Annotated in this window: 21 protein-coding genes; 8 read left to right on the top strand and 13 right to left on the bottom strand. The window is 69.1% G+C overall.

Annotated elements, in window-relative coordinates; genetic code table 11:
* The first annotated feature begins 169 nt into the window (after positions 1–169).
* Complete coding sequence (locus RM788_RS25935; protein ID WP_315934373.1) at positions 170–2,098, top strand: DUF8189 domain-containing protein; 1,929 nt, start codon at positions 170–172, stop codon at positions 2,096–2,098.
* Positions 2,099–2,154: 56 nt separating this feature from the next.
* On the opposite strand, the gene RM788_RS25930 is transcribed toward RM788_RS25935, so the two are convergent.
* From RM788_RS25930 to RM788_RS25900, 7 genes are all read right to left on the bottom strand, one after another.
* Positions 2,155–3,162 carry a lysylphosphatidylglycerol synthase domain-containing protein gene (locus RM788_RS25930; RefSeq protein WP_315934371.1) on the bottom strand — a complete coding sequence of 336 codons (1,008 nt, stop codon included), beginning with the start codon at positions 3,160–3,162 and terminating at the stop codon, positions 2,155–2,157.
* A gap of 45 nt (positions 3,163–3,207) precedes the next feature.
* Positions 3,208–4,440 carry an acyl-CoA reductase gene (locus RM788_RS25925; protein WP_315934370.1) on the bottom strand — a complete coding sequence of 411 codons (1,233 nt, stop codon included), beginning with the start codon at positions 4,438–4,440 and terminating at the stop codon, positions 3,208–3,210.
* Complete coding sequence (locus RM788_RS25920; protein ID WP_315934369.1) at positions 4,437–5,546, bottom strand: LuxE/PaaK family acyltransferase; 1,110 nt, start codon at positions 5,544–5,546, stop codon at positions 4,437–4,439. The genes RM788_RS25925 and RM788_RS25920 overlap by 4 nt, the downstream gene beginning before the upstream one ends.
* Positions 5,543–6,955, bottom strand: coding sequence for an AMP-binding protein (locus RM788_RS25915; RefSeq protein ID WP_315934368.1), 1,413 nt, complete (start codon positions 6,953–6,955; stop codon positions 5,543–5,545). Before RM788_RS25915 ends, RM788_RS25920 begins: the two co-directional genes overlap by 4 nt.
* Positions 6,952–7,689, bottom strand: a complete 738-nt coding sequence (locus RM788_RS25910) for an SDR family NAD(P)-dependent oxidoreductase (RefSeq protein ID WP_315934366.1) — start codon at positions 7,687–7,689, stop codon at positions 6,952–6,954. The genes RM788_RS25915 and RM788_RS25910 overlap by 4 nt, the downstream gene beginning before the upstream one ends.
* Before the next feature lie 136 nt (positions 7,690–7,825).
* Positions 7,826–8,065 (bottom strand): acyl carrier protein, encoded by a 240-nt coding sequence (locus RM788_RS25905; protein WP_106185904.1) that lies wholly within the window; start codon positions 8,063–8,065, stop codon positions 7,826–7,828.
* A gap of 32 nt (positions 8,066–8,097) precedes the next feature.
* Positions 8,098–8,796 carry a UDP-N-acetylglucosamine acyltransferase gene (locus RM788_RS25900; RefSeq protein WP_315934365.1) on the bottom strand — a complete coding sequence of 233 codons (699 nt, stop codon included), beginning with the start codon at positions 8,794–8,796 and terminating at the stop codon, positions 8,098–8,100.
* 177 nt (positions 8,797–8,973) lie between these two features.
* On the opposite strand from RM788_RS25900, the gene RM788_RS25895 reads away from it, so the two are divergent.
* Positions 8,974–10,071, top strand: coding sequence for a DegT/DnrJ/EryC1/StrS family aminotransferase (locus RM788_RS25895; protein ID WP_315934364.1), 1,098 nt, complete (start codon positions 8,974–8,976; stop codon positions 10,069–10,071).
* Positions 10,068–11,042, top strand: coding sequence for a Gfo/Idh/MocA family protein (locus RM788_RS25890; protein ID WP_315934362.1), 975 nt, complete (start codon positions 10,068–10,070; stop codon positions 11,040–11,042). The genes RM788_RS25895 and RM788_RS25890 overlap by 4 nt, the downstream gene beginning before the upstream one ends.
* Before the next feature lie 254 nt (positions 11,043–11,296).
* Here RM788_RS25890 and RM788_RS25885 read toward each other — a convergent pair whose 3' ends face one another.
* A complete protein-coding gene (locus tag RM788_RS25885; RefSeq protein WP_315934360.1) occupies positions 11,297–13,300 on the bottom strand; it encodes a YfhO family protein in 2,004 nt (667 codons plus the stop codon).
* Between the two features lie 108 nt (positions 13,301–13,408).
* On the opposite strand from RM788_RS25885, the gene RM788_RS25880 reads away from it, so the two are divergent.
* A complete protein-coding gene (locus tag RM788_RS25880) occupies positions 13,409–14,443 on the top strand; it encodes a glycosyltransferase (RefSeq protein WP_315934359.1) in 1,035 nt (344 codons plus the stop codon).
* 551 nt (positions 14,444–14,994) lie between these two features.
* Complete coding sequence (gene lhgO / locus RM788_RS25875; protein WP_315934358.1) at positions 14,995–16,182, top strand: L-2-hydroxyglutarate dehydrogenase; 1,188 nt, start codon at positions 14,995–14,997, stop codon at positions 16,180–16,182.
* A 397-nt stretch (positions 16,183–16,579) separates the two neighbouring features.
* On the opposite strand, the gene RM788_RS25870 is transcribed toward lhgO, so the two are convergent.
* The 5 genes from RM788_RS25870 to RM788_RS25850 form a co-directional block, all read right to left on the bottom strand.
* Positions 16,580–17,950 (bottom strand): hypothetical protein, encoded by a 1,371-nt coding sequence (locus RM788_RS25870; RefSeq protein WP_315934357.1) that lies wholly within the window; start codon positions 17,948–17,950, stop codon positions 16,580–16,582.
* A gap of 182 nt (positions 17,951–18,132) precedes the next feature.
* The gene (gene serS, locus RM788_RS25865) at positions 18,133–19,392 is read right to left on the bottom strand and encodes a serine--tRNA ligase (protein WP_315934356.1); all 1,260 of its coding nucleotides are present in this window, start codon (positions 19,390–19,392) and stop codon (positions 18,133–18,135) included.
* A 48-nt stretch (positions 19,393–19,440) separates the two neighbouring features.
* Positions 19,441–19,893, bottom strand: a complete 453-nt coding sequence (locus RM788_RS25860; RefSeq protein ID WP_315934354.1) for a DUF350 domain-containing protein — start codon at positions 19,891–19,893, stop codon at positions 19,441–19,443.
* 25 nt (positions 19,894–19,918) lie between these two features.
* Positions 19,919–21,082 (bottom strand): glutathionylspermidine synthase family protein, encoded by a 1,164-nt coding sequence (locus RM788_RS25855; protein WP_315934352.1) that lies wholly within the window; start codon positions 21,080–21,082, stop codon positions 19,919–19,921.
* Position 21,083: 1 nt separating this feature from the next.
* Entirely contained in the window at positions 21,084–21,791 is a 708-nt protein-coding gene (locus RM788_RS25850) for a hypothetical protein (RefSeq protein WP_315934351.1), read from the bottom strand.
* A 285-nt stretch (positions 21,792–22,076) separates the two neighbouring features.
* Between RM788_RS25850 and RM788_RS25845 the strand changes: the two genes are divergently transcribed.
* The 3 genes from RM788_RS25845 (at position 22,077) to RM788_RS25835 (ending at position 24,752) form a co-directional block, all read left to right on the top strand.
* Positions 22,077–23,009 carry a septum formation family protein gene (locus RM788_RS25845; RefSeq protein ID WP_315934349.1) on the top strand — a complete coding sequence of 311 codons (933 nt, stop codon included), beginning with the start codon at positions 22,077–22,079 and terminating at the stop codon, positions 23,007–23,009.
* Complete coding sequence (locus RM788_RS25840; protein ID WP_315934348.1) at positions 23,006–23,356, top strand: metallopeptidase family protein; 351 nt, start codon at positions 23,006–23,008, stop codon at positions 23,354–23,356. Before RM788_RS25845 ends, RM788_RS25840 begins: the two co-directional genes overlap by 4 nt.
* Positions 23,357–23,543: 187 nt before the next feature.
* Entirely contained in the window at positions 23,544–24,752 is a 1,209-nt protein-coding gene (locus tag RM788_RS25835; RefSeq protein WP_315934346.1) for a cytochrome P450 family protein, read from the top strand.
* Positions 24,753–24,769 lie beyond the last annotated feature (17 nt).

Here is a 24,769-nt window from a genome sequence, read left to right as displayed (position 1 = left end):
CAGCACTAGCTAGCCCGCGAGGGTGACACACATCAGGGTTGCTTAGCCACCGTTCGAGCCCTGCGTAACGAGAAATTCCCCCGAATCGAATTCAGAGGCAACCGATGTAACACATCGGGCGTCTCCTTGCCTGTTCGCATGGGCAGGTTCATTCGTTGGGGGGAACTACATGGCTCACATCAGCCGTAGAACGGTGATGGTGGCCGGTCTCACAGCCGCCACCACGGCCGCGATCGGCGTCAACACCGGCACGGCGGGCGCAGCGGGGGCGCGCGCTCTGCCCACCGGGGGAAGCTACCTGCAGGTCGTCGCGCACACCGACGACGACCTGCTGTTCCTGAACCCGGACATCCAGCCCTCGATCCAGTCGGGGCGTCCGGTGAGGACGATCGTCCTCGGCGCCGACGAGTTCAACGGCGTCGACGGCGCGCAGACCCGCGAGCAGCTGGCCGCGAGCCTCCAGGAGGGGTCCCGGAGCGCGTGGGCGGTGCTCGCGGGCAAGCCGAACAGCTGGACCCGCGCCACCATGGCCGTCGCGGGCAAGACCGTCGAGATCGACACGCTGAACGGCGCCCCGCAGATCCAGATGGTCTACCTGAGCCTGCCGGACGCGGGCGACGACCTGCACATCGACGCGCTCACGAACCTCTGGGACAGCACGGGCTACACCACCACCACGATCCGGCCGACGGGCAGCGCCGTGCCCGTCCAGACGTACGACCAGGCGGCGTTGGACGCGGTGCTGCTCGCGCTGCTCGCGCAGTTCCAGCCGACCACCATCCGCGTGCAGGACCCGCACCCCGACGACCTCCGCTTCGTCGACAACCCCGACCACTGGGACCACGTCGCCGCCGCGAAGTTCGCCCAGAGGGCCGTGAAGGCCTACCAGGGCCCCACGGGCAGGGCGTTCGTCCTGCTGACCCGCTACCGCTGCTACAACACGAAGAACGCGCCCGCGAACGTGCCGGACGCGCTGCTCAACCCGAAGACCGCCGGCTACCAGGCGTACGCGGCGCACGACCCGCTCACCGGCGGCGCGTTCGACACCAACCTCGCCCGCAACTACCAGCGCTGGCCGGTGGTGGCACCGTGGGCCGCGATCGACAGCACGGGCGTGCTGCACGCGTTCGTCGTCGCGGGCGACTCGCTGATGATGTGGAAGCAGCCCAACGGCGGCGCCTGGGTCGGGCCGACGAAGCTGAAGGCGGGCTCGTTCGCGCCGGGTGTCGCGGTGGCGCTGCGCGGCGACGGCAAGCTGCGCGTCGCCGTGCTCGACCTGGACACCGGTTCGGTCCTCACCACCAAGCAGTCCGCGCCGGGCGCCGGTTTCGAGACCACCTGGACCGACGTCGGCAACCCCGACGGCGCCTCCCCCGCCTACGGCACGCCCGCGCTCGGCGTGAACTCCGACGGCGGTATCGAGATGTACGTCGTCAACGCCGCCGGCAAGATCAGCAACGCCTTCGAGGAGGGCACCGGTTTCAGCACCTGGTACGAGGTCGCGGGTGGCGGCGGCAAGGCCATGACTCCGCCGGTCGCGGTCACCGCCCCCAGCGGCAAGCTGCACGTCTTCGCCGACGGCAACGGCAAAACCCTGCACTGGTACCAGAATCCGGGCGCGGGCACGGTGTACCAGGCGCTCACCGCCACCGCCGAGTCCACGTTCGCACCGGGTGTCGCGGTCGAGTCGACCGGCAAGGTCCGGATCGTCAGCCGCGAGCAGGTCGACGGGGCGATCGGCACGCTGGCGGAGAAGACCGCGAACGGCGCGTGGGCCACGGCCCTGACCCACATCGGCGGCCAGGGCGGCGTCGGGCCCGTGTCGGCGGTGACCTCGGGGGGTGCCACGCCGCGGATCCTGGCGTTCAGCCGGAACAACGGTTACGGCGTCAGCGTCTCGCGGCAGGCGTCCAACGGCGCGTTCGGCGCCTGGACGGACCTGGGCGGTTACTGCGAGGTCGGACCCGCCGCGGTCCGCGACGCCATGGGCAAGGTGCGCGTGCTCGTCGTCGGCGGCGACGCGAAGCTGTACGAGGCGATCCAGACCACCGCGGGCCCCGACAGCGCTTTCGGGAACTGGCAGCAGGCCGGGAGCTAGTCGCTCCTACGAGAACGGCCCCCGCCATGGCGGGGGCCGTTCCTCGTTGAGGTGCTCTAGTCGGCGGCGGGCGCGGTCGGTGCGACGCCGCGCTTGCCCTGCAACCAGACGAAGCCCGCCGCGACACCGGCGGAGCTGAGGTCGGCGATGGTGAAGATCAGGCGGGACACCACGGCGAGCGCGAGGGCCTGCGAGGCGGGCATGACGGTGGCCAGCGCGGCCACGATGACGGCCTCGCGGGCGCCGAGGCCGGACGGCAGGAAGAACGCCATCAGGCCGGCGGTCATCGACACGCCCATCGCGCCCGCGCACAGGATCAGCGTGTTCAGGCCGGGCGCGCCGACCGAGGTGGCCAGCAGCCACAGGTGCACGCCGAACATCACGTAGATCGCCACGGCCAGCACGACGCCCTTGAAGATGGCGAACCCGTTGAGCCGGTGCGGCAGCGGTGCCTTGCGGAGCAGCTTCAGCACGGTCGACACCAGCCACGTCAGCGGCACCGGGTGCAGGAACACCAGGCCCACGACCAGGAGCGCGAACAGCCACAGCAGCTCGGGGTGGTCGCCGTCGAGGATGATCGGCAGCGCGAGCAGCCCGGTGATCATCGAGGCCACCACGCCGAGACCGGTGGCGATCAGGCCCGCGGTGAAGCTGCGGGCGCGGCTGACGCCCGCTTCCTTGGCCAGCTCCATGGACAGCAGCACGGCCCAGACCGCGCCGGGGACGTACTTGCCGAGCTGGCCGACGAGGTAGAACTTCGACGCCTCCGACACCCGCACCGGGGCGCCGAGGTCGGACAGCACGACCTTCCAGACGACCGGGCCGAGCCAGACGCCCGCGTAGACCGCGAGCATCGACAGCACGATCGACTGCCACGACAGCGACAGCAGTGTCTTCGACACCGCGTTCCACTGGTCGACGACCTGGTACGTGGCTGCCGCCAGCACCAGCACGACGAGCAGGCGCTTCGCCCACGCGATGATGGTCGCCTTGCGGCTGGACGGCGGCGCGGCTACTTCGGCCGCGGTGCCGTCCGTGGTGGCCAGGTCGTCCTGGACCTTCATCGGTTCTCCGGTGATGTCGGGGGGCGAAGTGTGCTCGGCCATGGCTCAGCCGGTCACCGTGGTGAGGCGGCTGAACTCGGACAGCAGGTCGTAGCCGTCCCAGACCGCGGCGAAGCTGAGAGCAGACCCGAACGGGACGATCCTGTCAATGCCCCTGCCCGCGAGGGCGTGGGCGAACTCGACGAGTTCCTCGCGCTGGAAGCCGAAGTGGCTGAACGTCTGGTCCTTGCGCTCGGCGATGCGCACGAACTCGTCCAGCCCGGTCAGCGTCGCCTGCGGGAACGTGCCGACGCCGAGCCACTCGCGCGGCACGTCGGCGGGGTTGGCGAGTTCGATCGTGGCGACCGCGTTGCCGTTGAAGTGGATCGCGGTCGCGTGGCCCTCGGCGGCGACGCCGTAGGCGGACACCCGCTTCTGCACGGCCATCGCGGGCTCGACCACGAAGTGCTTGGCGGCCACGACCTCGCCCAGCAGGGCCAGGAACTCGGTGCGGCCGATCTGCGCGGCGGCCTCGTCGCCGACCCAGAACAGGGTCCGGGGCGAGGAGCAGGCGGCCTGGTCGAACCAGTAGGAGTCGTTGTAGAACCCGGTCGCGGCGTCGCGGCGCTGCTCGGGGGTGGCGTTGGCCCAGCCGTCCACGGAGATCGCGGCGAACGACGCCCGGTCCGGGAACGTGAGGTCGCGGGCGTGCGGCGCGATCGGGCTCTTGCGGATCTCGGTGACCGACCGGTCACCGCCCCAGATGACGCGCAGGTCGCACGCGGCCGACAGCGCCGACGTCACGGCCTCGTCGCGGCCGTAGGTGACCATGCGCTGGGTCTGCGCGACGATCGGGTCCGCTTCGGCGAGCGCCTCGTTCAGGCAGGCGATCACGGTCTCGGCGGCACCGGCGGAGCGCGCGGAGATCCTGACCACGTTGGGGTTCCCCGCCAGCGCCGACAGCGCCCACGAGTACACGAAGATCGTGTCCACGTTGGCGGGCGGCACGTGGAAGACCAGTCCGCGCGGGAAGCGCAGCTCGTCGCCCGCCGTCTCCAGGCCCGCCAGCGCCTTGTTGATCTCACCGCGGCGCAGGAAGAAGCCGAGCGACGCCAGTTCCGGGAACCGGCGGGCGGTCGCGGGGGCGAGCAGCTTGCGGGCGAACTTCACGATGAAGTCCACGATCCGCGGGTCGCCGACCTTGAGCCGTCCGCCTTCCGGTTCGGCGGTCAACGAGGCGAGGAGGTCGGTGACCTCGACGTCCGGCCCGGCCGGGAACCGCTGCTGGATGGGGCTCACGCCGCTCCTCCTGATGCCGTCTCCGCTGAGGTACGCACGTCGACGGGCCCTCCGCTGAAGGTGTCCGAGCATCCACGGGCTTCCGCGCGCGGCAGACGACCCAGTACCGAGAACCGCTTGCCCGGCCAGTCGCCGTCGTCGACGCCGTGCACGACGCCGAGGTCCTCGGTGAGCAGCACGTGACCGGGGTACGAGCGCGGCACGGTGCTGACCACTTCAATGACGCCCGGCACGCCGACAGGTTGCTCGGCCCACGTCTCGGGATCGCGGATCACGATGTCGGCGAAGTCCGGGCAGTACAGCGAATTGCCCGTCGGGCCCTCGAGGAACACGGTGCCGAGCTGCTCGACCATGCCGTAGTAGTTGTGGATCCGGGTCAGCCCGGTGTCCGCGGCGAACGCGCGCCGGAACTCCGCGTTGTCCACGGCCTTGTCGATGAGCTTCTTCCAGCCACCGGAGTGGATGAGGATGCCGTTGGACAGGTCGAGCTTGTGCTCGCGGGCGACCTCGTAGAGGTACTGCCACACCATGAACGTGAAGCCGAAGATCAGGAACGGCTCGGAGCCGTGCTTCGCCAGGAAGCCCTTGATGGCCTCCACGTCCGGCTGGTCGTTCTCGTCGAGCGCGTACACGTGCTGGCGGCCGAAGTTCGCCATGCCGAGCACGCCCGCGCCGCGGGCCGAGAACGAGCGGCGGTTCTTGATGATGCCGATGGTGTCGACCATCAGCATCGGCAGGCGCTTCTCGCCGAGCACGGCCTGGAGCGTGCGGCCGAGGTAGCGCGGCTGGTCGCCGGCGGCCTGCTTGTCCAGGTAGATGCGGGAGACCTCGGCGCCGGTCGTGCCCGACGACGTGAGGACCTTGAACACCTCGTCGTCCGGCACGGACTTGAGCACGTGGTGCTTGAACATCCGGACCGGCAGCCACGGCACTTCCTCGACCGTGCCGAACTCCGCGCCGCGCGCGTACCCGAGCGAGCCCAGAATGCGGTCGTACGGCTCGCAGGTGGCCCGGTGGTGCTCGGTCAGCTCGGTCAGCGCGGGCAGCAGCGCCGCCTCGCGCTCGGCCTGGGCCAGTCCGAAGACGCCTTCTGCTGTGGCAGTCATGCCCGTCCCTCCAGGGAGCGGTAGTCGATCTTGCCGCTGGGGAGCAGCGGCAGGGCGTCGATGTCCCGCACGTCGAATCCGGACACGTGCAGGTGCAGCTTCTCCGCGAGCGTGCGGGCAGCAGCCTTGCGCGTGTCGGCGGCGCAGTCCTCCACCCAGACGACCACCTTGTCGCCCGCGGGCACCGCGGCCGCCGCACCCAGGTCCAACCCCGAACCGCGCAGCAGTTGTTCCAGGTCGTCGAGGTTGACCCGGTTCCCGAAGACCTTGCCGATCCGCTTGAGCCTGCCCGTGAGGTGCAGGTACCCGTCCGCGTCGAGCCTGCCGAGGTCGCCGGTCTCCAGCTCGCCGTGACGCGTGTCGCCCTCGGCCAGCTCCGCCTCGCTCTCCGCGTAGCCCATCATCACGTTCGGGCCGCGGTAGAGGACCTCGCCGACGACGTCGGGCTCGGTGGTCTCGGTGCCGTCCTCGGCGCGGATCACGAACGCGCCGCCGGGCAGCGCGGGACCGGCCGAGCCGATCTTGTCCGCCAGCTTCTCCGCCGGGATGGTGGACATCCGCGGACCCGCCTCGGTCTGCCCGTACATGACGAACATCCGGCCGCCGACGGCCAGCATCCTGTCGTTGAACAGCACGACCAGGTCGTCCCGCAGCTTGCCGCCCGCCTGCGTGATCGTGCGCAGGCTGGGGTACTTGGCCGGGTCGAACTTGAGCCGCTTCAACATCTCGTAGTGGTACGGCACCCCGGCCAGCGAGGTGATCCTGTACTCCTCGACGGCCGACCAGAACGGCCTGCCCATCACGCCGGAGCCCTCGACCACGACGGTCGCGCCGCGCACGAGGTGGCTGTTCAGCACGGACATGCCGTAGCTGTAGTGCAGCGGCAGGGTGGTCGGCGCGACCTCGGCCGCGTCGATGCCCAGCACGTCCGCGATGGCCTCGGCGTTCGCCAGCACGGCGGCGCGGGAGAGCCGGACGAACTTGGGGTTGCCGGTCGAGCCGCTGGTGGGCAGCAGGACGGCCAGGTCGGGGTGCGGGGTCACGCCGTCGGCGGACTCGCGGATCCACGCCGGACCACCGGCAACACCGTCGCGGTAGCCGTCGGGAGCGTCGCCGTCGGCGCCGAGGACGGCGGCCGGGCGGAAGCGGGTGACCAGCTCCAGCAGCACCTCGCGGTCCTGACCGGCGTCGAGCAGGGCCACGGCGCGGTGCGCCTCGAACGCCGCCAGGTACCGGAGCACGCTGGCCAGGTCGACGTCCGTGCGGGCGAACAGCACGCCGGGCGGCACGTCGGCCAGTTCGGCGGCCACCGCGCCGACCCGCGTGCGCAGCTCCTCGGCTTCGAGCACCTCGCCGCCGGCCGCGTCGACCAGCCGGCCACCGGCGTCGAGCAGGCCGCGCGCCGTCACAGGACGAGGCCCCCGTCGACGCCGAGCACTTGGCCCGTGATGAACGCGGCCTCGTCGCCGGCCAGGAAGCGGATGGCCTTGGCCACGTCCTCCGGGGCGCCGAGCCTGCCGAGCGGGGTCTCCTTGACGTTCGCGGCGATGGCCTCTTCGCCCATCGCGGCGGTCATCGCCGTGTCGATCACGCCGGGCGCGACCGCGTTGACCCTGATCCCGTGCCTGCCGAGCTCCTTGGCGGTGGACTTCGCGATGGCGGTCACGCCCGCCTTCGACGCCGCGTACGCGCTCTGGCCCGCGCTGCCCTGCTCACCGGCGATGGAGGCGAGCAGCACGATGGAGCCGGACTTCTTGCGCATCATCGACCGGGCGGCGGCCTGGACCGTGTAGAGCGTGCCCGCGACGTTCGTCGACAGCATCCGCTCGATCAGGTCGTCCTTCATCATCCCGACCAGCGCGCCCTCGAGGACGCCCGCGTTCGCGACGACGATGTCCAGCCTGCCGTGCTCCTTGGCGACGGCGCGGATCGCGCTGCTCACGGCCGCGGAGTCGGTGACGTCCAGTGCCACGCCGGTCGCCCGGCCGCCGGGGACGCCCGCCGCGGCCTCCTTGGCCACGGCCTCGTCGCGACCGGTCAGCACCACGGTCGCACCCGCCTCGGCCAGCGCCGTGACGGTGGCCAGGCCGATCCCCCTGGTACCGCCGGTGACGATGGCTACCTTGCCGGTGAGGTCAGTCACAGTTCAACCAGTCCTGTTAGGCGCGCGTCTTGGATCCCGGTCGAGGGTACTTGTCCACCGAGACGGCTCGTTACCGGCATGAAGCAGGCCCGAAACACGCTAACGCGCGTTCCGGGCCCCGGCCATTCGACGCCGCTCAGGCCTTGGCGCCGAGACCTTCGAGCATGTCGACGGCGACCTTGAAGCTGCTCATGTCGATGACCTGGTCGGTCGCGAACTCGACGTCGAACTCGTCCTCGATGGCCGCGACCAGCGCCATGTGGCCGACGGAGTCCCACTCCTCGATGTCGCGGTACTTGAGGTTCTCCACGTCGACGGATGCGTCGATGCCCAGTGCCTCGACGAAGACGTCGCGAAGCTTGTCGTTCAGCGCCATGGTGTTCTCGATCTCCGTGCTCGGGGGATGGGTCAGTGGTCGGCGGGGGCGCGGTCGGCCCACGCCTTCAGCAGGGTCGCCAGGTCCTCCGGCACGCCGGAGGCGGGCAGGTCGCCGGTCCCCTTGAGGAACGGCTCCAGCGCCGTGATCGTCGCCTCGTCGCAGCCGCGGCGGCTCAGGCCCACCACGTTGATGCCCGAGACCCTCGCCGGGTTGCCGACCGAGATCGTGAACGGGCCGATGTCCTTGCGGACCGCGCCGCCCATGCCGACCATCGCACCGGGCCCGACCTCGGCCTTCTGGTGCACGACGGTGCCCATGCCGATGTTCGCGTGCGACCAGATGTGGCAGTGCCCGCCGAGCTGCACCGACGCCAGTGTGACGAAGTCGTCCACCAGGCAGTCGTGGCCCAGGTGGGTGCGCGACAGCAGGTAGTTGCCGTCGCCGACGCGGGTCGTGCGCCAGGTGCCCTGGTGCATCGTGAAGTACTCGCGGATCCGGTTGCCGTCGCCGATCTCGACGCCGGCGCCCTCCAGTTCACCGTCCCATCCGGCCGGGTGCGGACCGGTGCGGTCCTCCGCCGGGGTGCCGATGGAGACGTGCGGGCCGATCCAGTTCCCGCTGCCGATCCTGGTCTGCCCGACGATCACGGCGTAGGGGCCGATGACGTTGTCATCGCCCAGTTCGACGCCCGCGCCGATGACGGCGGTGGGGTGAATGCGGTTGGCCACGAGGTCCGTTCCTGCTCAGAAGTCGTCGAATGACCCAGGTCACTGCCCTGCCCCCTGCTGTGGACCCACGGCAACACGGCCGCAATCGGCGGGTAACGTGTGGCAACGCGTCAGGGGCGGGACGACCAGTCACTGTACCGGACGCGGTCCACCGTCTCCGGAGCGAAAGACTGCTGCATGATTCCCATCACCGTTGTCGACGTCCAAGACGCGGAGCCGCTGGTTCTTGAGGTGCTCCGGTCCGGTGTCATCGCCCAGGGCCCGATGGTCAAGCGCTTCGAGGAAGCGTTCGCCGTCGTCGCCGGGGTTCCCCACGCGATCGCCGTGAACAACGGCACCACCGCGCTGGTGGCCTCCATCCAGGCCTTGGACCTCCAGCCGGGCAACGAGGTCATCACCTCGCCCTTCACCTTCGTCGCGACGCTGAACGCGATCCTCGAGGCGGGCGCCACAGCCCGGTTCGCGGACATCCGCACCGACGACTTCTGCATCGACGCCGACGCGGTGTCCGCGCAGGTCACCGACCGGACCAAGGTCCTCATGCCGGTGCACCTGTACGGCCAGACCGCGGACATGGGCAAGCTGGTGCCGCTCGCCGAGCAGCACGGCCTGACCATCGTCGAGGACAGCGCGCAGGCCGTCGGCGCGACGTTCGAGGGCAAGGCCGCTGGCAGCTTCGGCATCGGCTGCTTCTCGCTCTACGCCACGAAGAACATCACGACCGCCGAAGGCGGCATGATCACCACCTCCGACGACGCGCTGGCCGACAAGCTGCGCGTCATGCGGAACCAGGGCATGCGCGCCCGCTACCAGTACGAGATGGCGGGCCACAACTACCGCCTGACCGACCTGCACGCCGCGCTGGGCATCCCGCAACTGGAGAAGCTCTCGACGCTCACGGCCGCGCGCCAGCGCAACGCCGAGGCGCTGTCCAAGGGCCTCGCCGACATCCCCGGCGTCACCGTTCCCGGCGTGCTGCCGGGCCGCGAGCACGTGTGGCACCAGTACACGCTGCTCGTGGGCGACGACGCCGCGGTGACCCGCGACGAGCTGTCCGAGAAGCTGACCGAGAAGGGCATCGGCAACGGGATCTACTACCCGAAGCTGGTGTTCGACTACGACTGCTACCGCGACCGCGCGGACGTGATCGCCTCCGACGTGCCGGTGGCCAAGAAGGTCGCGGAGCAGGCGCTGTCGCTGCCCGTGCACCCGAAGCTCACCGACGCCGAACTCGAGACCATCGTCTCTTCCGTCCGGGAGGTGTTCGGCGCGTGACCACGGCCAAGCCCAAGATCGCCCTCGTCGGCGCGGGCATGATGGGCTCGCTGCACGCCCGCGTGCTCTCCCAGTCCGACCGCGCGGACTTCACGCTGCTCGTCGAGCAGCGCGCGGAGATCGGCAAGGAGATCGCCGAGAAGTACGGCGCCACCTACACCGACTCGATCGACGAGCTGGCCAAGGTCGACGCCGTCGTCATCGCGGCGGCCACCGAGGCGCACTACGACATCGCCAGGCAGGTCCTGGAGATGGGCAAGCCCCTGCTCGTGGAGAAGCCGCTCGCGGCCACCTACGAGCAGTCGGCCGAACTCGTCGCCACCTCGGAACGCCTCGGCCTCCCGCTGGTCTGCGGCTTCCTCGAGCGCTTCAACCCGGCGATCCTGACGGCCAAGCAGTTCATCGGCGACGTCGTCCAGATCAACGCCATGCGCCACTCCCCGTTCGTGCCGCGGATCAAGACCGGTGTCGCCACCGACCTCCTGATCCACGACATCGACCTGGCGATCGGCTTCATCGGCGAGGCCCCGTCCGCGGTCAAGGGCTCCTTCGGCTTCTTCCAGCCGCAGTCCCAGGAGAACAAGTCCGAGGACAGCGCGGACGCCACCATGTCGTTCGCGCACGGCGCCCTCGCGACCATCTCCGCGAGCCGCATCTCCCAGCGCAAGGTCCGCCAGATCTCCGTGCTGGAACTGGACCGGCTGATCGAGATCGACCTGCTCCGCAGGGACATCACGATCTACCGCCACGTCGCCGACTCACCCGCCGCCGACGGCGTCGGGTACAAGCAGCAGACGGTCATCGAGCTGCCGACGATCATGCAAAGCGCGGAACCGCTCGCGGCCCAGCTCAACCACTTCCTCAACCTGCTGGAAAAGGGCGCCGGCTCCACCGAGGTGACCGCGGAACGCGCGGCCATCCTCCCGGCCCACCTGGCAGTCCACCACGCCACCGTGTCAGCCCTCGGCTGACCTCCGGCAAGCAAGCGAAAGGGCCCGCGCACCCAGGTGCACGGGCCCTTTCGCTTGTTCAAGACCAACAAGCCACCAACCCAGACGGCAGCGAGCGCGCCCGCACCCGGAGAACGGCGGGCACCGATGCCCGGTGTCGAGGGACCAGTCCACCGACACCCGGTGTCCACCACGACAGCCACCCCGTGCCAAAACCCCACCTCAACAAAAAGCGCCCCGAAGCCAAAGCTCCGGGGCGCCTCCGCTCAACCCACCTACACCGCGGGCACCGTCTTCCGCCGACGCCCACTCACGAACACGAACACGGCGAAGCCGAGGCCCAACACGAGCGCCACCACGGTCACCTTCCACCCCAGGCTCAACCCCGGCGGCTGGAAGTCCAGCACCACAGTGCTCCCACCGTCCTTCGCCGCGGGCAGATCCACCTGGATCACCCCTGCCGGCCCCTGCTTCACCTCAACGCTCTTGCCGTCCACAGTGGCCGTCCACCCTGGCCAGGCCAGCGCCGCGTACAGCACCGTCCCACCGTCCCCGGTGTACTTCGACGTCTCACCCTCGGCCCCAGTGGACCTGTCCTCGGTCACGTCCACACCGGACGCCGCGTACGACAGCCTGCCGTCGGTCCACGGCAGCGGCGCGTCGCGGTGCAGAACCGTCACCGCCTCGGTCCGCTCCTGCTCCGACCACCCGTCCGGCACGGTCGTCGGCCCGTCCAGGTACCCGTTGGCCACCACCACGGTCTCCAACCGCAGCGTGTCCGCCAACGGCACGTCCACCTTCGAGGACGTCGCCTTCCAGATCCGGTCGAACGCCCCAGGGCACACGCCGCCGTAGAAGTTCATGCACAGGGCCTCGGAGAACGCGCTGTAGCCCAACCCGGTGTAGGAGTTCAGCGCCTCGACGCCCGCGACCTCCCACTGCGCGCCCAGCAGCCCGTCGCGCCAGCTCTGGTCGGGCGACATGCCGCCGGTGTTCTTCGCCAGCGCGCCGGTGTCGGCGATGAGCAGGGTGCTGCCCTCGTAGCGGTGGTCGAACCGGTCCTGCATCGCGGACACGTCGTGGGGGAAGTTCCACGGGTTGACGTTGTTGTTGCCCGTGTAGTGGATCAGCTGGAAGCCGAGCACCCCCACGGTTCCGACCACCAGGACGAGCGCGGCGTACTTGGGCGCTCGACGGGTCACCACGAGGAAGGCCGCCAGCAGGATCCCGACGCCGACCGCGGCACCGAGGTGGTACTGGAAGCTGTGCGGCTGCGAGGCCCAGGACAGGTAGAAGCCGCCCAGCACGATCACGCCGCTGAGGATCGACCGGTTCCGCACCGCGGACTTGTGCAGCCCCTTGGTGAGCACGATCGCGAACAGGACCACGACCGGCAGGTACACGTACTCGACGAGCCGCGCGGGCCAGCGGAACATGCCCATGTTCGACGGGCCGATCGTGAACAGCAGGTAGACCGTGCCGAAGATGAACAGGCCCAGGTAGCTGCTGGCGCGGGCGCGCAGCTCGGACCACTTCAGCCACGGGATGAGCGGGGCGACGAACCACGCCAGGTAGGTGATCGGGAACGTGAACGCGTGGGCGCCCTGCCACGACTCGAGCTGCGCCTGGAACGTCGGGGCGCTCAGGCCGAACAGGTCGGAGAGGGCGGGCACCAGGAAGCCGTCGTTGTCGAGCTTGCTGTCGGTGCGCCAGGTGACCGAGGAGCTGCCCAGCAGCGGCAGGTAGACCACGAGGGTGCTCATGCCGACGAGCGCGCCGGTCACGACGACCCTGATCAGACCGGGCCAGTTCTTGCGGACCAGCAGTTCGATCGCGACGCCGAGCAGGATGACGACGATGCCGAGCGCGCCGTACGGGCTGCCGACGCTCATGCCGAGGTAGCCGAGGACGAGCAGCAGCAGCGGGTTGGACCGGCCGGTGCCGACGCGGCGGGCGGCCCACCAGACCCACGGCAGCCAGGCGAAGCCGATCAGGCCCGCGACCCACGCGGAGGCGTCGAAGTAGAGGGTGTAGCCGGAGAACGGGAGCGCGGTCGCGACGGCGGCCGCCGCACCGCGGTTCGCGCCGTAGTCGCGGGCCAGCAGGTACGTGCCGACCGCGAGCAGGACGAGGAACTCGGTCTTCACCAGGGTGGCGGCCACCGCGAGGTCCGGCAGGACCGAGACCAGCACGTAGTTGGCCAGCGACACCGGGTTCCACAGCGACAGCTGGACCTCGCTGAGGAAGTTGCCGCCCATCCAGACGTCCGGCGCCAGCATGGGCCAGTTGCCGTTGCGCAGCTCGGTCCCGATTCTGAACCAGTGCGGTAGAAACGCGGCCGCCGAATCGTCCCAGTAATAGAAGATCCGATTACGGATCAGCGGCAGTTGCGCGACAATCCCGACGAAGGCCGCAACGCCCACGACGGTGAGGAAACCGATCCACCGACCACCCCGTTCACCGGTGGCGTTGTCGCCAGGTCCGGCGGAATCGGGAAGATCAACGGCTCGACTCTCGGTCAGAGTCACTGCATCGCCCTTTCGCATGGGATCCGATCACTGGCGGCCGAGAACGAGAGGCGCTACCGGCACCGACGCGCACCCGCGATAGGGTGCGTGCCGTCGCAGGCCGGAAACGAACTGGCCAGCATCGGCACAGTCTGCCAGGGAGTTGACGTGGGAACGCCAGGGGCTAGCAGTCCAGTCGCACTCAGCTACATCGTGCCGGCGTACAACGGCGCGGACGGCCTCGAAGCCACGTTGAAGGAACTCGGCGAGCACCTCGACGGGGAGCGCAACGAGATCGTCGTGGTCGAGAACGGGTCGACGGACAACACGCTCGAACTCGCCAGGTCGATCGAGAAGTCGTGGCAGTTCACGCAGGTCGAACTGCGGGTCCTGAGCTCGGAGAAGGGCCTGGGCAACGCGCTGCGGATGGGCATCGCGGCGAGCCGGGGCAACCACGTCGTGCTCACCGCCGACGACCTCCCGTTCGGGTTCGACGACATCGACCAGGCCAGGAAAGCGGGCCTGGACAAGCACAAGGTGTTCATCGGCTCGAAGGCGCACCCGGACTCGGCAATCGACCGCAGCCTGGTGCGCGCGGTGCTCAGCACCGGATTCCTGGTGCTCCGGCTCGCCGTTCTGGGTATGCGCACGCGTGACCCGCAGGGCACTTTCGTGCTCAACGGTGAATGGGCTCGCGGCGTGGTCGGAAAATTGACCGAGCCGGGTTTCCTGCTCACCACCGAATTGGCGTACCTCGCCGAGCAGGACGGAATTCGTCCGCTCGAGGTCCCGGTTCGGCTGCGTGGTCAGCAAACGCGTGGCGGTAGCACCATCAACGTGGTGAACGACGCCTACAAGATGGGTATCGGCCTTTTCAAAGTGCGCTCGAAGCACCGCAAGCGCCGTTCCCGCTAGGACGACGTGACACGATCCGGCGAACGACGCGTTCGCCGGATCGTGTGCTTCAGGAATTGTCTTCTGCTGCCGATAATCTTTCGGACATGTCATCACAGAGGGACCCTGAGGGGCCTCTGCCCGCACGCGGCGACACGTGTGTTGCGGACCTGTTGAGCAGGTGTTACGCCGAGCACGGGCCTGATGGGCCGTCGACGGTGGTGGATCGCCGCGAAGTGCCTGTCGCAGGGGTACGGCGCGGTATTCGGTTCGTGCGGTCGCCCTCGTGAACACATCCGAGTCGCGATTCCCCGTCGGCCCGACTCATCACACCCGCGTTGCGCCGGAGTAACCGCGAGCGCGTTTTCCGGGTCCGGCCACGAGTGGCTGGACCGCCTTGCCCGTGCGATCCCGATGCTGTCCGCTCGGGCGTCCGGGCGTATAGCCCGAAGTGCTTTTCCGCGGCGGTTGGACTGCCCGAGCACTTGTCGCGACAACCCCCGACATCTCCCGGATCCGGTCGTCCACCTCGATATCCTCAAGGGACTGTCGGGCGAGTGATGGGAGCACCGGTGCGGCGTGTGGTGGTGATCGGCGGCGGCATCGTCGGACTGGCCGTCGCGGCGGAGTTGGCCTCGCGCGGCGATCGGGTGACGGTGCTGGAGAAGGAAGGGCGCTGGGCGGCTCACCAGACCGGCCACAACAGCAACGTCGTGCACGCCGGGCTGTACTACAAACCGGGGTCGATGAAGGCTCGGATGTCGGTCGCCGGGAACGCGTCCATGATCGCGTTCGCCCGTGAGCACGGGGTGCCGGTGGAGGTGTGCGGGAAGCTCGTGGTCGCGACCTCCGAGGAGGAGTTGCCGCGGTTGCGGTCGTTGGCCGAGCGGGCGGAGGCGAACGGGGTGCCCGCCAAGTTGATCTCGGCCGCCGAGGCGTTGGAGTACGAGCCCGAGGTGTCGGCGGTCGCGGCGTTGCGGGTGGAGAGCACGGGGGTGATCGACTACCCCGCGGTGTGCGAGGCGCTGGTGCGGTTGTTGATCGGGTACGGGGCGGATCTGCGGCTGTTCAGTCCGGCGTTGGGGATCCGGGCCGGTGGGGGGCGGGTGCAGGTGGCCACGCCGCAGGGGGTGATTACTGCGGACGCGTTGGTGAACTGCGCGGGGTTGCACAGCGATCGGGTGGCTCGGATGGCCGGGTTCCGGCCGAAGGCGACGATCGTGCCATTCCGGGGGGAGTACTTCGAGTTGAGGCCGGAGAGCCGGGGGTTGGTGCGGGGGTTGATCTACCCGGTGCCGGATCCGTCGTTGCCGTTCCTGGGGGTGCACCTGACCCGGATGTTGGACGGGAGTGTGCACGCGGGGCCCAACGCGGTGTTGGCGTTGCGGCGGGAGGGGTATCGGTGGCGGGACGTGTCGTTGGTCGACGTGGCCGATGTGGTGCGGTTCCCGGGGACGTGGAGGTTGGCGCGGAAGTTTGCGCGGACCGGGGTGGAAGAAGTGCTGCGGTCGTTGTCGCGGGAGAGGTTCGCGGGGAGTTTGGCGCGGTTGGTGCCCGCGGTGACGGCGGAGGATTTGGTGCCCGCGGGGGCCGGGGTGAGGGCGCAGGCGATGTTGGGGGACGGGTCGTTGGTGGATGATTTTCTGGTGGAGGAGGGGGAGGGGCAGGTGCATGTGCTGAACGCGCCCTCGCCTGCGGCTACTTGTGCGTTGGAGATCGGGCGGTATGTGGCGGGGTTGGTTTCGGCTGATCACGCGTAGGGCGGCGTCCGGTGCGGGGGTGGGTGGGGTTGGGCGGCGTAGCCCGGCCCCCGGTGCGCGATTGTCTCAATGCCACACCCCAGTTTGTCAAGGCGGGAAAGATGCCTTGACAAACTGGGGTGTGGCAGGAGGGCGCTGTGTATCGGGGGCAGGGGGAGGTCTGGCTCCGCTTGTGTCGGCTGTGCCGGTTTAGGGCACCTCGCTGCGCGTTGGCAAGGCACCTCGCTGCGCGTCGGCAGGGCACCTCGCTGCGCGTCGGCAGGGCGGCGGGCGCTCCGCGCCGGATGCGAGGGGGCGGCTGCGCCGATGGGGGGGTAGTGGGCGCTCCTGCATCGGACAGCACTCGGCCCCGCGTCCTTGGAGGATGCGGGGCCGAGTGGTGTGGTTCTGGCTGTTGTTACGGGTTGTTCAGGAGGTCTAGGCAGCAGTCCATGATGATCTTCTCGGCGCTGCCCGCGACTGCGGGGGTGACGCCGACGGGTGAGGCCTTCAGGGGGGCGGGCCAGGCGTAGACCTCGGCGAAGCTGCCGCCGCCTGCGATGGTGTTGTCCGGCCATTCGAAGCCGGCCTCGTAGCCGCCGTTCCAGAGGACGTCGTCCGGGGCGATGTAGGCCTCGACCTCGTTGGCGTAGCCCATGATCCAGAGCTTGCCGGGGTAGGCGGCCTTGAGCCTGACGTGGAAGCCGCTGAGGACCTCGTGGGCGAGCGCGAGGATGGTGAGGCCGTTGAACTGCCAGCGCTGGATGGGCATGGCGATGTGGGTCGGCAGGCCGGGGCCGTCGATCATGTCGACCATGACCTTGGCGTGGCGGTAGTTGACGTCGTCGGTCGGGAACTGGGTGAGGCGGGCCGCGTAGCGGCTGCGCAGGTTGGCGACCACGGTCGGGTTGGAGGTGTCGACCGCGAACGGCAGCTGCACCTCCTCGATCCTGGTCATTATCGGACCGGTGACGTTGGTGAAGCCGGTGTTCGCGTTGATCTTGGTGATCACCGCGTTCGCGAGCTTGTCGCCGAGGTTGATGACCTGGGCGTTGCCGCGGGGCTCGTTGGCGTTCTGGTCGCCGCAGGTGCCCTGGAAGAACATCGCGGGGACGCCGAGGGAAGCCTCGATCTGGGCGGCCGCGCGGCCGGGGTAGTCGCAGTCGAACGTGGTGTCGTTGCCGCGCGAGACCGGGTGGGAGCCGGCGCCGAACAGGATGGCGACGCGGTTGTTGTTGGCCTTGCGGGCGACCAGGATGGGCACCGTGTTCATGACGTAGGTCTGGTGCTCGACGCGGTTGTAGCCGATGTTGACCGACGCCTCGGCGTACCGGAACGTCACGGTCGTGCGGGTCTTGTTGAGCGTCGCGCGCACGAGGTCGAGCAGGCGGTCGATCAGCACGTTGGTCGTGCCGTTGACCGCGTCGATGTCCGCCTGGTTCAGCCCCATGAGGATGTAGGGGTTGGGCCTGATGTCACCGACCAGCGGTCCGGAGTGGGTGTGGCTGCTGACCATCATGAAGTCGGTGTCCGAGAGCAGGCCCTCGTCGATGAGGGTGCCGCGGATCCACTGGTTCATGTCACGCGGAATGCTGATGAGGTCGGCGCGGAGCAGGACGTTCGGGTACCCGTCGTCCCAGATGACCATGCAGTGCGCCTTGAGCTCGCGCGCCACGTTGCCCGGCGAGCTTCCTCGCGGGCTCCACCCGTAGCCCCCCATCCACAGGCTCGGGAACGCCGGGACCTTCGGCGTGAGCTCCGTGGAACCTACGGCGATCTGAAACACCATTTGGACTCCCCTGTTGTATCCCCTGACCGATACGTGTCGTCAGAAAGGACCCAGGAGCTACACAAAGGGTGCACGCCGGAGCATTACGGAACGTATTCGTTACCCATCTGAGACATGGCCGGTCAGAGCGATGTAACGCCGGGAAATATGACGAAGAGTCACATACTTGCCCGACCAATGTGCTACCGGGAGATCGGCTCCAGAACCTCGCGGCCGCCCAAGTATGGGCGGAGCGCGACGGGAACGCGCACTGAACCATCACCCATTTGGTGGTTCTCCAGGATGGCAACGATCCACCGGGTGGTCGCAAGGGTTCCGTTGAGCGTCGCGACGGTCTGCGGTTTGCCGTTCTCGTCGCGGTAGCGGATGTTCAGCCTGCGCGCCTGGAACGTGGTGCAGTTCGACGTCGAGGTCAGCTCGCGGTAGGCCTTCTGCGACGGGACCCAGGCCTCGCAGTCGAACTTGCGGGCCGCGCTCGTGCCGAGGTCGCCGGCCGCCGTGTCGATGACCCGGTACGGGACCTCGACGCGGCCGAGCATCTCCTCTTCCCAGCCCAGCAGGCGCGCGTGCTCCGCCTCGGCGTCCTCGGGGCGAACGTAGGAGAACATCTCGACCTTGTTGAACTGGTGCACGCGGATGATGCCGCGGGTGTCCTTGCCGTAGCTGCCCGCTTCGCGGCGGTAGCACGACGACCAGCCCGCGTACCGGCGCTCGCCGTCGAGGATCTCGTCGGCGTGGTAGCCGGCGAGCGGCACCTCCGACGTGCCGACCAGGTACAGGTCGTCGTCGCGCAGCCGGTACACCTCGCTGGCGTGCTGGCCGAGGAAGCCGGTGCCCGCCATGATCTCCGGCCGCACCAGCGTGGGCGTGATCATCAGCGTGAAGCCGTTGTCGGTGGCCAGGCTCGCGGCCATGTTCAGCAGGGCGAGCTCCAGCTGGGCGCCGATGCCGGTGAGGAAGTAGAACCGCGAGCCCGCGACCTTGGCGCCGCGCTCCATGTCGATCGCGCCGAGCTTCACGCCCAGGTCGAGGTGGTCCTGCGGCTCGAAGTCGAACTCGCGGGGCTCGCCGACGTGCTTGAGCACGACGTAGTCGTCCTCGCCGCCCTCGGGGGCGTCGGGGTGCACGATGTTCGGGATGGCGCGGTGCAGCTCGGTCAGCTCCGCCTCGGCGGTGTGCTGCTCGGTCTCAGCGGCCTTGACCTCGGCGGCCATCTCCTTGCCCTTGGCCAGCAGCGCCTCGCGCTCCTCGCCCTTGGCCCTGCCGACCTGCTTGCCGAACAGCTTCTGCTCGGCCCGCAACCCGTCCGCCCTGGAGATGGCGGCACGTCGGCGTTCGTCCGCGGAGAGCAGCGCGTCGACCACCGACTCGTCCTCACCGCGCGCTCGCTGCGACGCACGGACGGCTTCGGGGTTCTCGCGCACTGCCTTCAGGTCGATCACGAGGGGTAAGGGTAGTCCGTCACCCCTCGCGACCGCCTTCGGATATCACTAGCTGATGGCGACCGCCACCACGAGGCCGAGCGCGACGTGCGCGCTGGCCACGACGACGCTCGACGGCGCGAACTCCTCGGACTCGATGAGCCTGCCGATGTCCAGGCGCGTGACCCACTCGAGCAGGCGCACGGCCACGACCTGGACGATGATCCCGACGGCGCCGAAGATCAGCGAGTAGAGCAGGCCCTCGAGGAGCTTGCCCTCGGAGCTGTAGATCGCGACCACGATGATCAGCGCCATGCTGAACAGACCGGCGGCGGTCACGATGACCGCGTTCGGCTTGCCCGTGCGGACCAGGCTGCTGAGCTGGCCGGGAGTGGTGAAGTCGATGGCGTAGAAGCCCACGACCATCAGCAGCAGGCCGACCACGGCGTACAGCGCGATCGCGCCGATGCCCCGGCCGATCGTGGAACCGAATCCGGGGTCCAACGCGAGTTGGGTGATCACTGGTCCTCCATGTGGTGCTGGTGCGTCATTCGACGATCCGGTGGGGAACGAAAGCCGCGCCGTCGTCGGTCACCAGACCGACTGTCTCGCGGATGCCCAGGCCTGCGGCCTGGTCGCCGACGACCCACGCGCCCAGTGCGGGGCGGTAGCCGTCGAACTCGGGCAGCGGGTCGAACAGCTGGTAGACGAAGCCCTCCTTGCCGTAGACCCCACCGGTCTGGGTCTCGTAGCCGGGAGCGACGATCTGGATGTTCGAGCCCTCACGGCCCAGTCGGGGCTTGCGCACGTACTCCGTGAGCAGCCCCGGATCGTCGAGGAACGCGGGCAGCAGGTTCGGGTGGCCGGGGTACATCTCCCACAGCACCGCGAGCAGCGCCTTGTTCGACAGCAGCATCTTCCACAGCGGCTCGACCCACAGCGTGCCGGGCAGGCTCTCCACCGCGAAGCGGCCGAACCGCTCGTCGACCACCCACTCCCACGGGTAGAGCTTCACCACGGTGTTCATCGGCGCCTCTTCGAGGTCGACGAACCGCTTGAGCAGGCCGTCCCACCCGATGTCCTCGATCGACAGGCCGACGGTGTTCATGCCCGCCTCGGCCGCGGTCTCCTGGAGGTAGGCGAGCGTGATGTGGTCCTCACCCGACGTGTCGGCCGACGACCAGGTGAAGTGCAGTTCGTTGGACGGCAGCAGCGCCCCGATCTCACCCCAGCGCTCGACCAGCTTCTCGTGGATCGAGTTCCACTGGTCGTCGTCCGGGAACACCTCGGTCTTCCAGTACCACTGGAGCACCGCGGCCTCGAGCAGCGAGGTCGGGGTGTCCGCGTTGTACTCGAGCATCTTCGCCGGGCCCGACCCGTCGTAGCGCAGGTCGAACCGCCCGTAGACGTGCGGGTCGCGCCGCTTCCACGACTCCGCGATCTTCGGCCAGATCCACTCCTGGATGCCGAAGTCGCGGTACCGCTCGGTCAGCACGACGTTGTCCACGGCTTCCAGGCACATGCTGTGCAGCAGTTCGACGTCGGCTTCGAGGGAGAGGATGTCGCTCATCTCGAAGACGTAGTGCGCCGACTCGTCCCAGTACGGGCGCTCGACGCCCGCGACGCCCCTGGCGGGCGCGCCGAACACCAGACCCTGCTCCGAGACGGTCCGCTGCCAGTTCGGCCGCGGCGGGGAGGTAGCACGGCGCAACTCAGCTGCCCCCGCTCGTGCCGCTCTTGCTGCCGCCGCTGGACACGCCGAACCCGCCGCGCTGCACCGAGGTGCCCGACCGGGTCGAGATGTTCGCCTTCGGGGGCTTGACCGTGGTGCCGCCCGAGACCTTCTGCCCGACCACACCGGTGCCGCCGTAGTTGTAGCGGTACTGGCTGTAGCCACCGCCGACGATCGGCATGTAGATGAAGCCGCCGCTGGAGTACCCGCCGTGCGAGCTGGCGTAGGTGGGATCGCAGTTGTTGTCGTCGGCGACCACGACGTCGTCGCTGGTCGTGCAGGTCGCGGTCACGTTGTCCGGGCTCAGCGCCGCGTACCCGATCGCGACCAGCGCGACCACGCCGACCGTGACGCCGCCGCCGATGAGCAGCCGCTTGCGGACCTTCTTCTTCCGCAGGTACTCGGCCTCGCGGGCCTGGTCGGCCGCGATCAGCTCCTGCTGGGCGGCGGCGCGGGCGCGCTGCTCGGCCAGTGTCGGCGGACGCGGCTTCGACGAGCCGTCCTGCTGCCTGATCCGCCCTCGCGGATTCGCGGGCTGCTCGGGCGGTTGCTCGCTCGCGGGCACGTACGGCGGCGGCGCGGAGCCCTCCGCGGGCACGCCGCTGCTCGGCACGCCGCTCGGCGGCGTCGGTCCATCGGATCCGGTCCAGGGTGTTCCAGAGGTCCCGGACCTGTCGTTCTCAGTCATCAGCCACTCCCGGCGGGGACGGTACAGAGATCAGTCGAGAAGCGGGTGGTGAGTGTCCTAATAGCAACACTCCTCCCCCACCTCGTCGGCGGCTCGGACGGCACAGGCATCATGGAGTAGATGTCTATGAACGCTCAGTGGTTTCGTCGTGGTGGCCACATCCGCGGTACGCGGTTGGTCATGGTCGGCGCGTCCGTGGGGGGGTTCCTCCTCCTCGGGCTGAGCGCGTTCACGTCTTGGCCGGTCAGCGGCGGTGGCGCACTGAGTACCCCCGCACGTCCGACCGTGAACCCAGCCTACGAGTCCGAGGCCGCGGACTGCCTCAACTGGACGAAATCCGACCTGTCGGACGTCCAGAAGGTCGACTGCGGCAACCAGCACCTGTTCGAGGTGACCGGGAAGGTGGACCTGGCCACCACTTACCCGAAGGACGCGAAGTACCCGACGGACGACGAGTGGCAGAAGATCAGCCTCGACCAGTGCACGAAGCCGTCGCTGGACTTCCTGAGCGGCGAGTACGACCCGTTCGGCAAGTACACCGTCGGCCCGCTGAACCCCGGCACGCAGGAGTGGGGCGCCGGTTTCCGCACGTTGCGCTGCGGTCTCCAGGTGGTCGGCCCGGCCGGTGGGCTGCTGCCGTCGTTCGGGTCGGCGACGAAGCAGGACCAGTCCGACGTCTACGACCCCGGTGTCTGCCTCGGCCTGAACGGCAAGTCCGTCGGCGACCCGGTGGACTGCGCGCAGCCGCACACGTTCGAGATCATCGGCGTGGTCGACCTCGCCGCCGCGATCCAGGGCGCTGACTTCCCGCCGCCGGAGAAGCAGGACGAGGTGCTGCCCGCGACCTGCGACGCGATGGCGGCCGAGTACGCGGGCGGTGTCGACCTCAAGGGCAAGGGCCTGGTCGTGACCTGGGACAACCGGGCGCCGGAGAGCTGGGCGGCCGGGTCGAAGCGGGTGAACTGCAAGATCGGCGCCATCCCCGCGGACGCCTCCGGGCTGACCGCGTTCAGCGGGTCCGTGCGCAACCCCGACGCGCCGCCGCTGACCACGTCCAACCCGCCGCAGACCACCGCCGTGAGCCAGGCGGAGGCCACCGGCGCGCCGCTGCACTCCGAAGAGGGGTCCGCGTCGAACAAGCCGTCGTCGTCGTCGTCGAGCCAGAAGTCGAGCGAGTCGTCCTCGGCCGCGCCCAGTTCGACGTCGAACGCGCCGTGAGCGTCGAGATGACGCGCGACCGGTTCGAGGAACTGGTCGGCGAGTCGCTCGACCTCATCCCGCCCGACTTCGCGGCGGCGATGGACAACGTCGTGGTGCTGATCGAGGACCGCAATCCGGACGAGCCGACGCTGCTCGGGCTCTACCACGGCGTGGCGCTCACCGAGCGGACGTCCGACTACGGCGGGGTGCTGCCGGACCGGATCTTCATCTACCGCGAGGCCATCCTCGACATCTGCCACGACGAGGACGACGTGGTGAACGAAGTGGCGATCACCGTGGTCCACGAGATCGCCCACCACTTCGGCGTGGACGACGACCGCCTGCACGAACTCGGCTGGGGCTAGGGCACTTGTCGGTTGGCGAACTCCGCTCGCCGACCGTTCGTCGACCGCTATTCGCTCGACGGGCGCCGCTCGGCGCATCAATGCCGTTGGAACGCGACTCGCGGGATCACTTGACCGTGATTTTCCACAATGCACGATAATACTGCTCCGTCAGATCACGTACCGATCACACCCGGAGACCGTGACCATGGAGCCGCAGTTTCGCCAGACGACGATCGACCCCTCCGGGCGATTCCTGCACGCCGAGAACGACCGCCTCCGCGTCAAGGGTCCCGCGACGCGGGTAATGCTCCCCGGCGGCGTCTCGGCCTGGTCCGTGACAAGACATCAGGTCGTCAAGCGGCTCTGCGAGGACCCGCGCGTGTCCAAGGACCCCCAGCGGCACTGGCCCGCCTACGCGGGCCTGCCGCAGGACTGGCCCCTGCGGGGGTTCGTCTCGACCACGAACGCCTTCACCACCCACGGCTCCGACCACCAGCGCCTGCGGATGCTGATGGCGAGCGCGTTCACGCCGCGCCGCGTGGAGTCCGTGCGGGCGAAGGTGCACGGCACGGTGGACCGGATCATGGGGGAACTGGGCCGGGCCCGACCGGGGGAGGTGCTCGACCTGCGGCGGGCGTTCACCGACGTCGTGCCCGCCGAAGCGCTGTGCGACCTGATCGGCATCCCGGACTCGTTCCGGGCGAGGGCGTCGCACGCGATCCAGGCGATCAACCGCCCCACCTCGGACGACCGCGATTTCATGGACCTCACGATGTGCCTGGGCGCGCTCGTGGCGACGCGGTACATGGTGCAGGGTGACGACATGGCCAGCGACCTCATCGCCGCCCGCTACGGCGAGGAGCAGCTCTCCGAGAACGAGGTCAACGCCGCGCTGGTGCTGATGATCGGCGCGGGCAGCGGGACCACGGCCAACCTGCTGAGCAAGGCCGTCGTGGCCCTGCTCACCCACCCCGACCAGCTCAAGCTGGTCAAGGCGGGCGACGCGACCTGGGCCGACGTGATCGAGGAGACGCTGCGCGTCGAGGGCCCGGTGCAGCACCTGCCGCTGCGCTTCGCCGTGGAGGACATCGACCTCGGCTACGAGGTGGTGATCAAGGCGGGTGAGCCGATCCTGCTGTCGTTCGGCGCCACGGGCCGGGATCCGGTCGCGCACAGCCGCACCGCGAACGAGTTCGACCTGACCCGACCCGACAGGGAACACCTCGCATTCGGGCACGGCGTGCACCACTGCATCGGCGCGCCACTAGCCCGAATGGAGGCATCAATCGCACTGCCCGCGCTGTTCTCGCATTTTCCGGACATCGAACTGGCCGTGCCGGCCGCGGAACTCCAGCCGTTGCCGACGTTCATCTACAACGGGCACGTCGAATTGCCGGTTCGGATGCGAAAATAGCGAGTGGAACTACCTGA

Source organism: Umezawaea sp. Da 62-37, assembly GCF_032460545.1.
Classification (GTDB): Bacteria; Actinomycetota; Actinomycetes; order Mycobacteriales; family Pseudonocardiaceae; genus Umezawaea.
The sequence above is the reverse complement of the archived record's forward strand: the minus strand, read 5'-3'. Positions and strand labels throughout refer to the sequence as shown.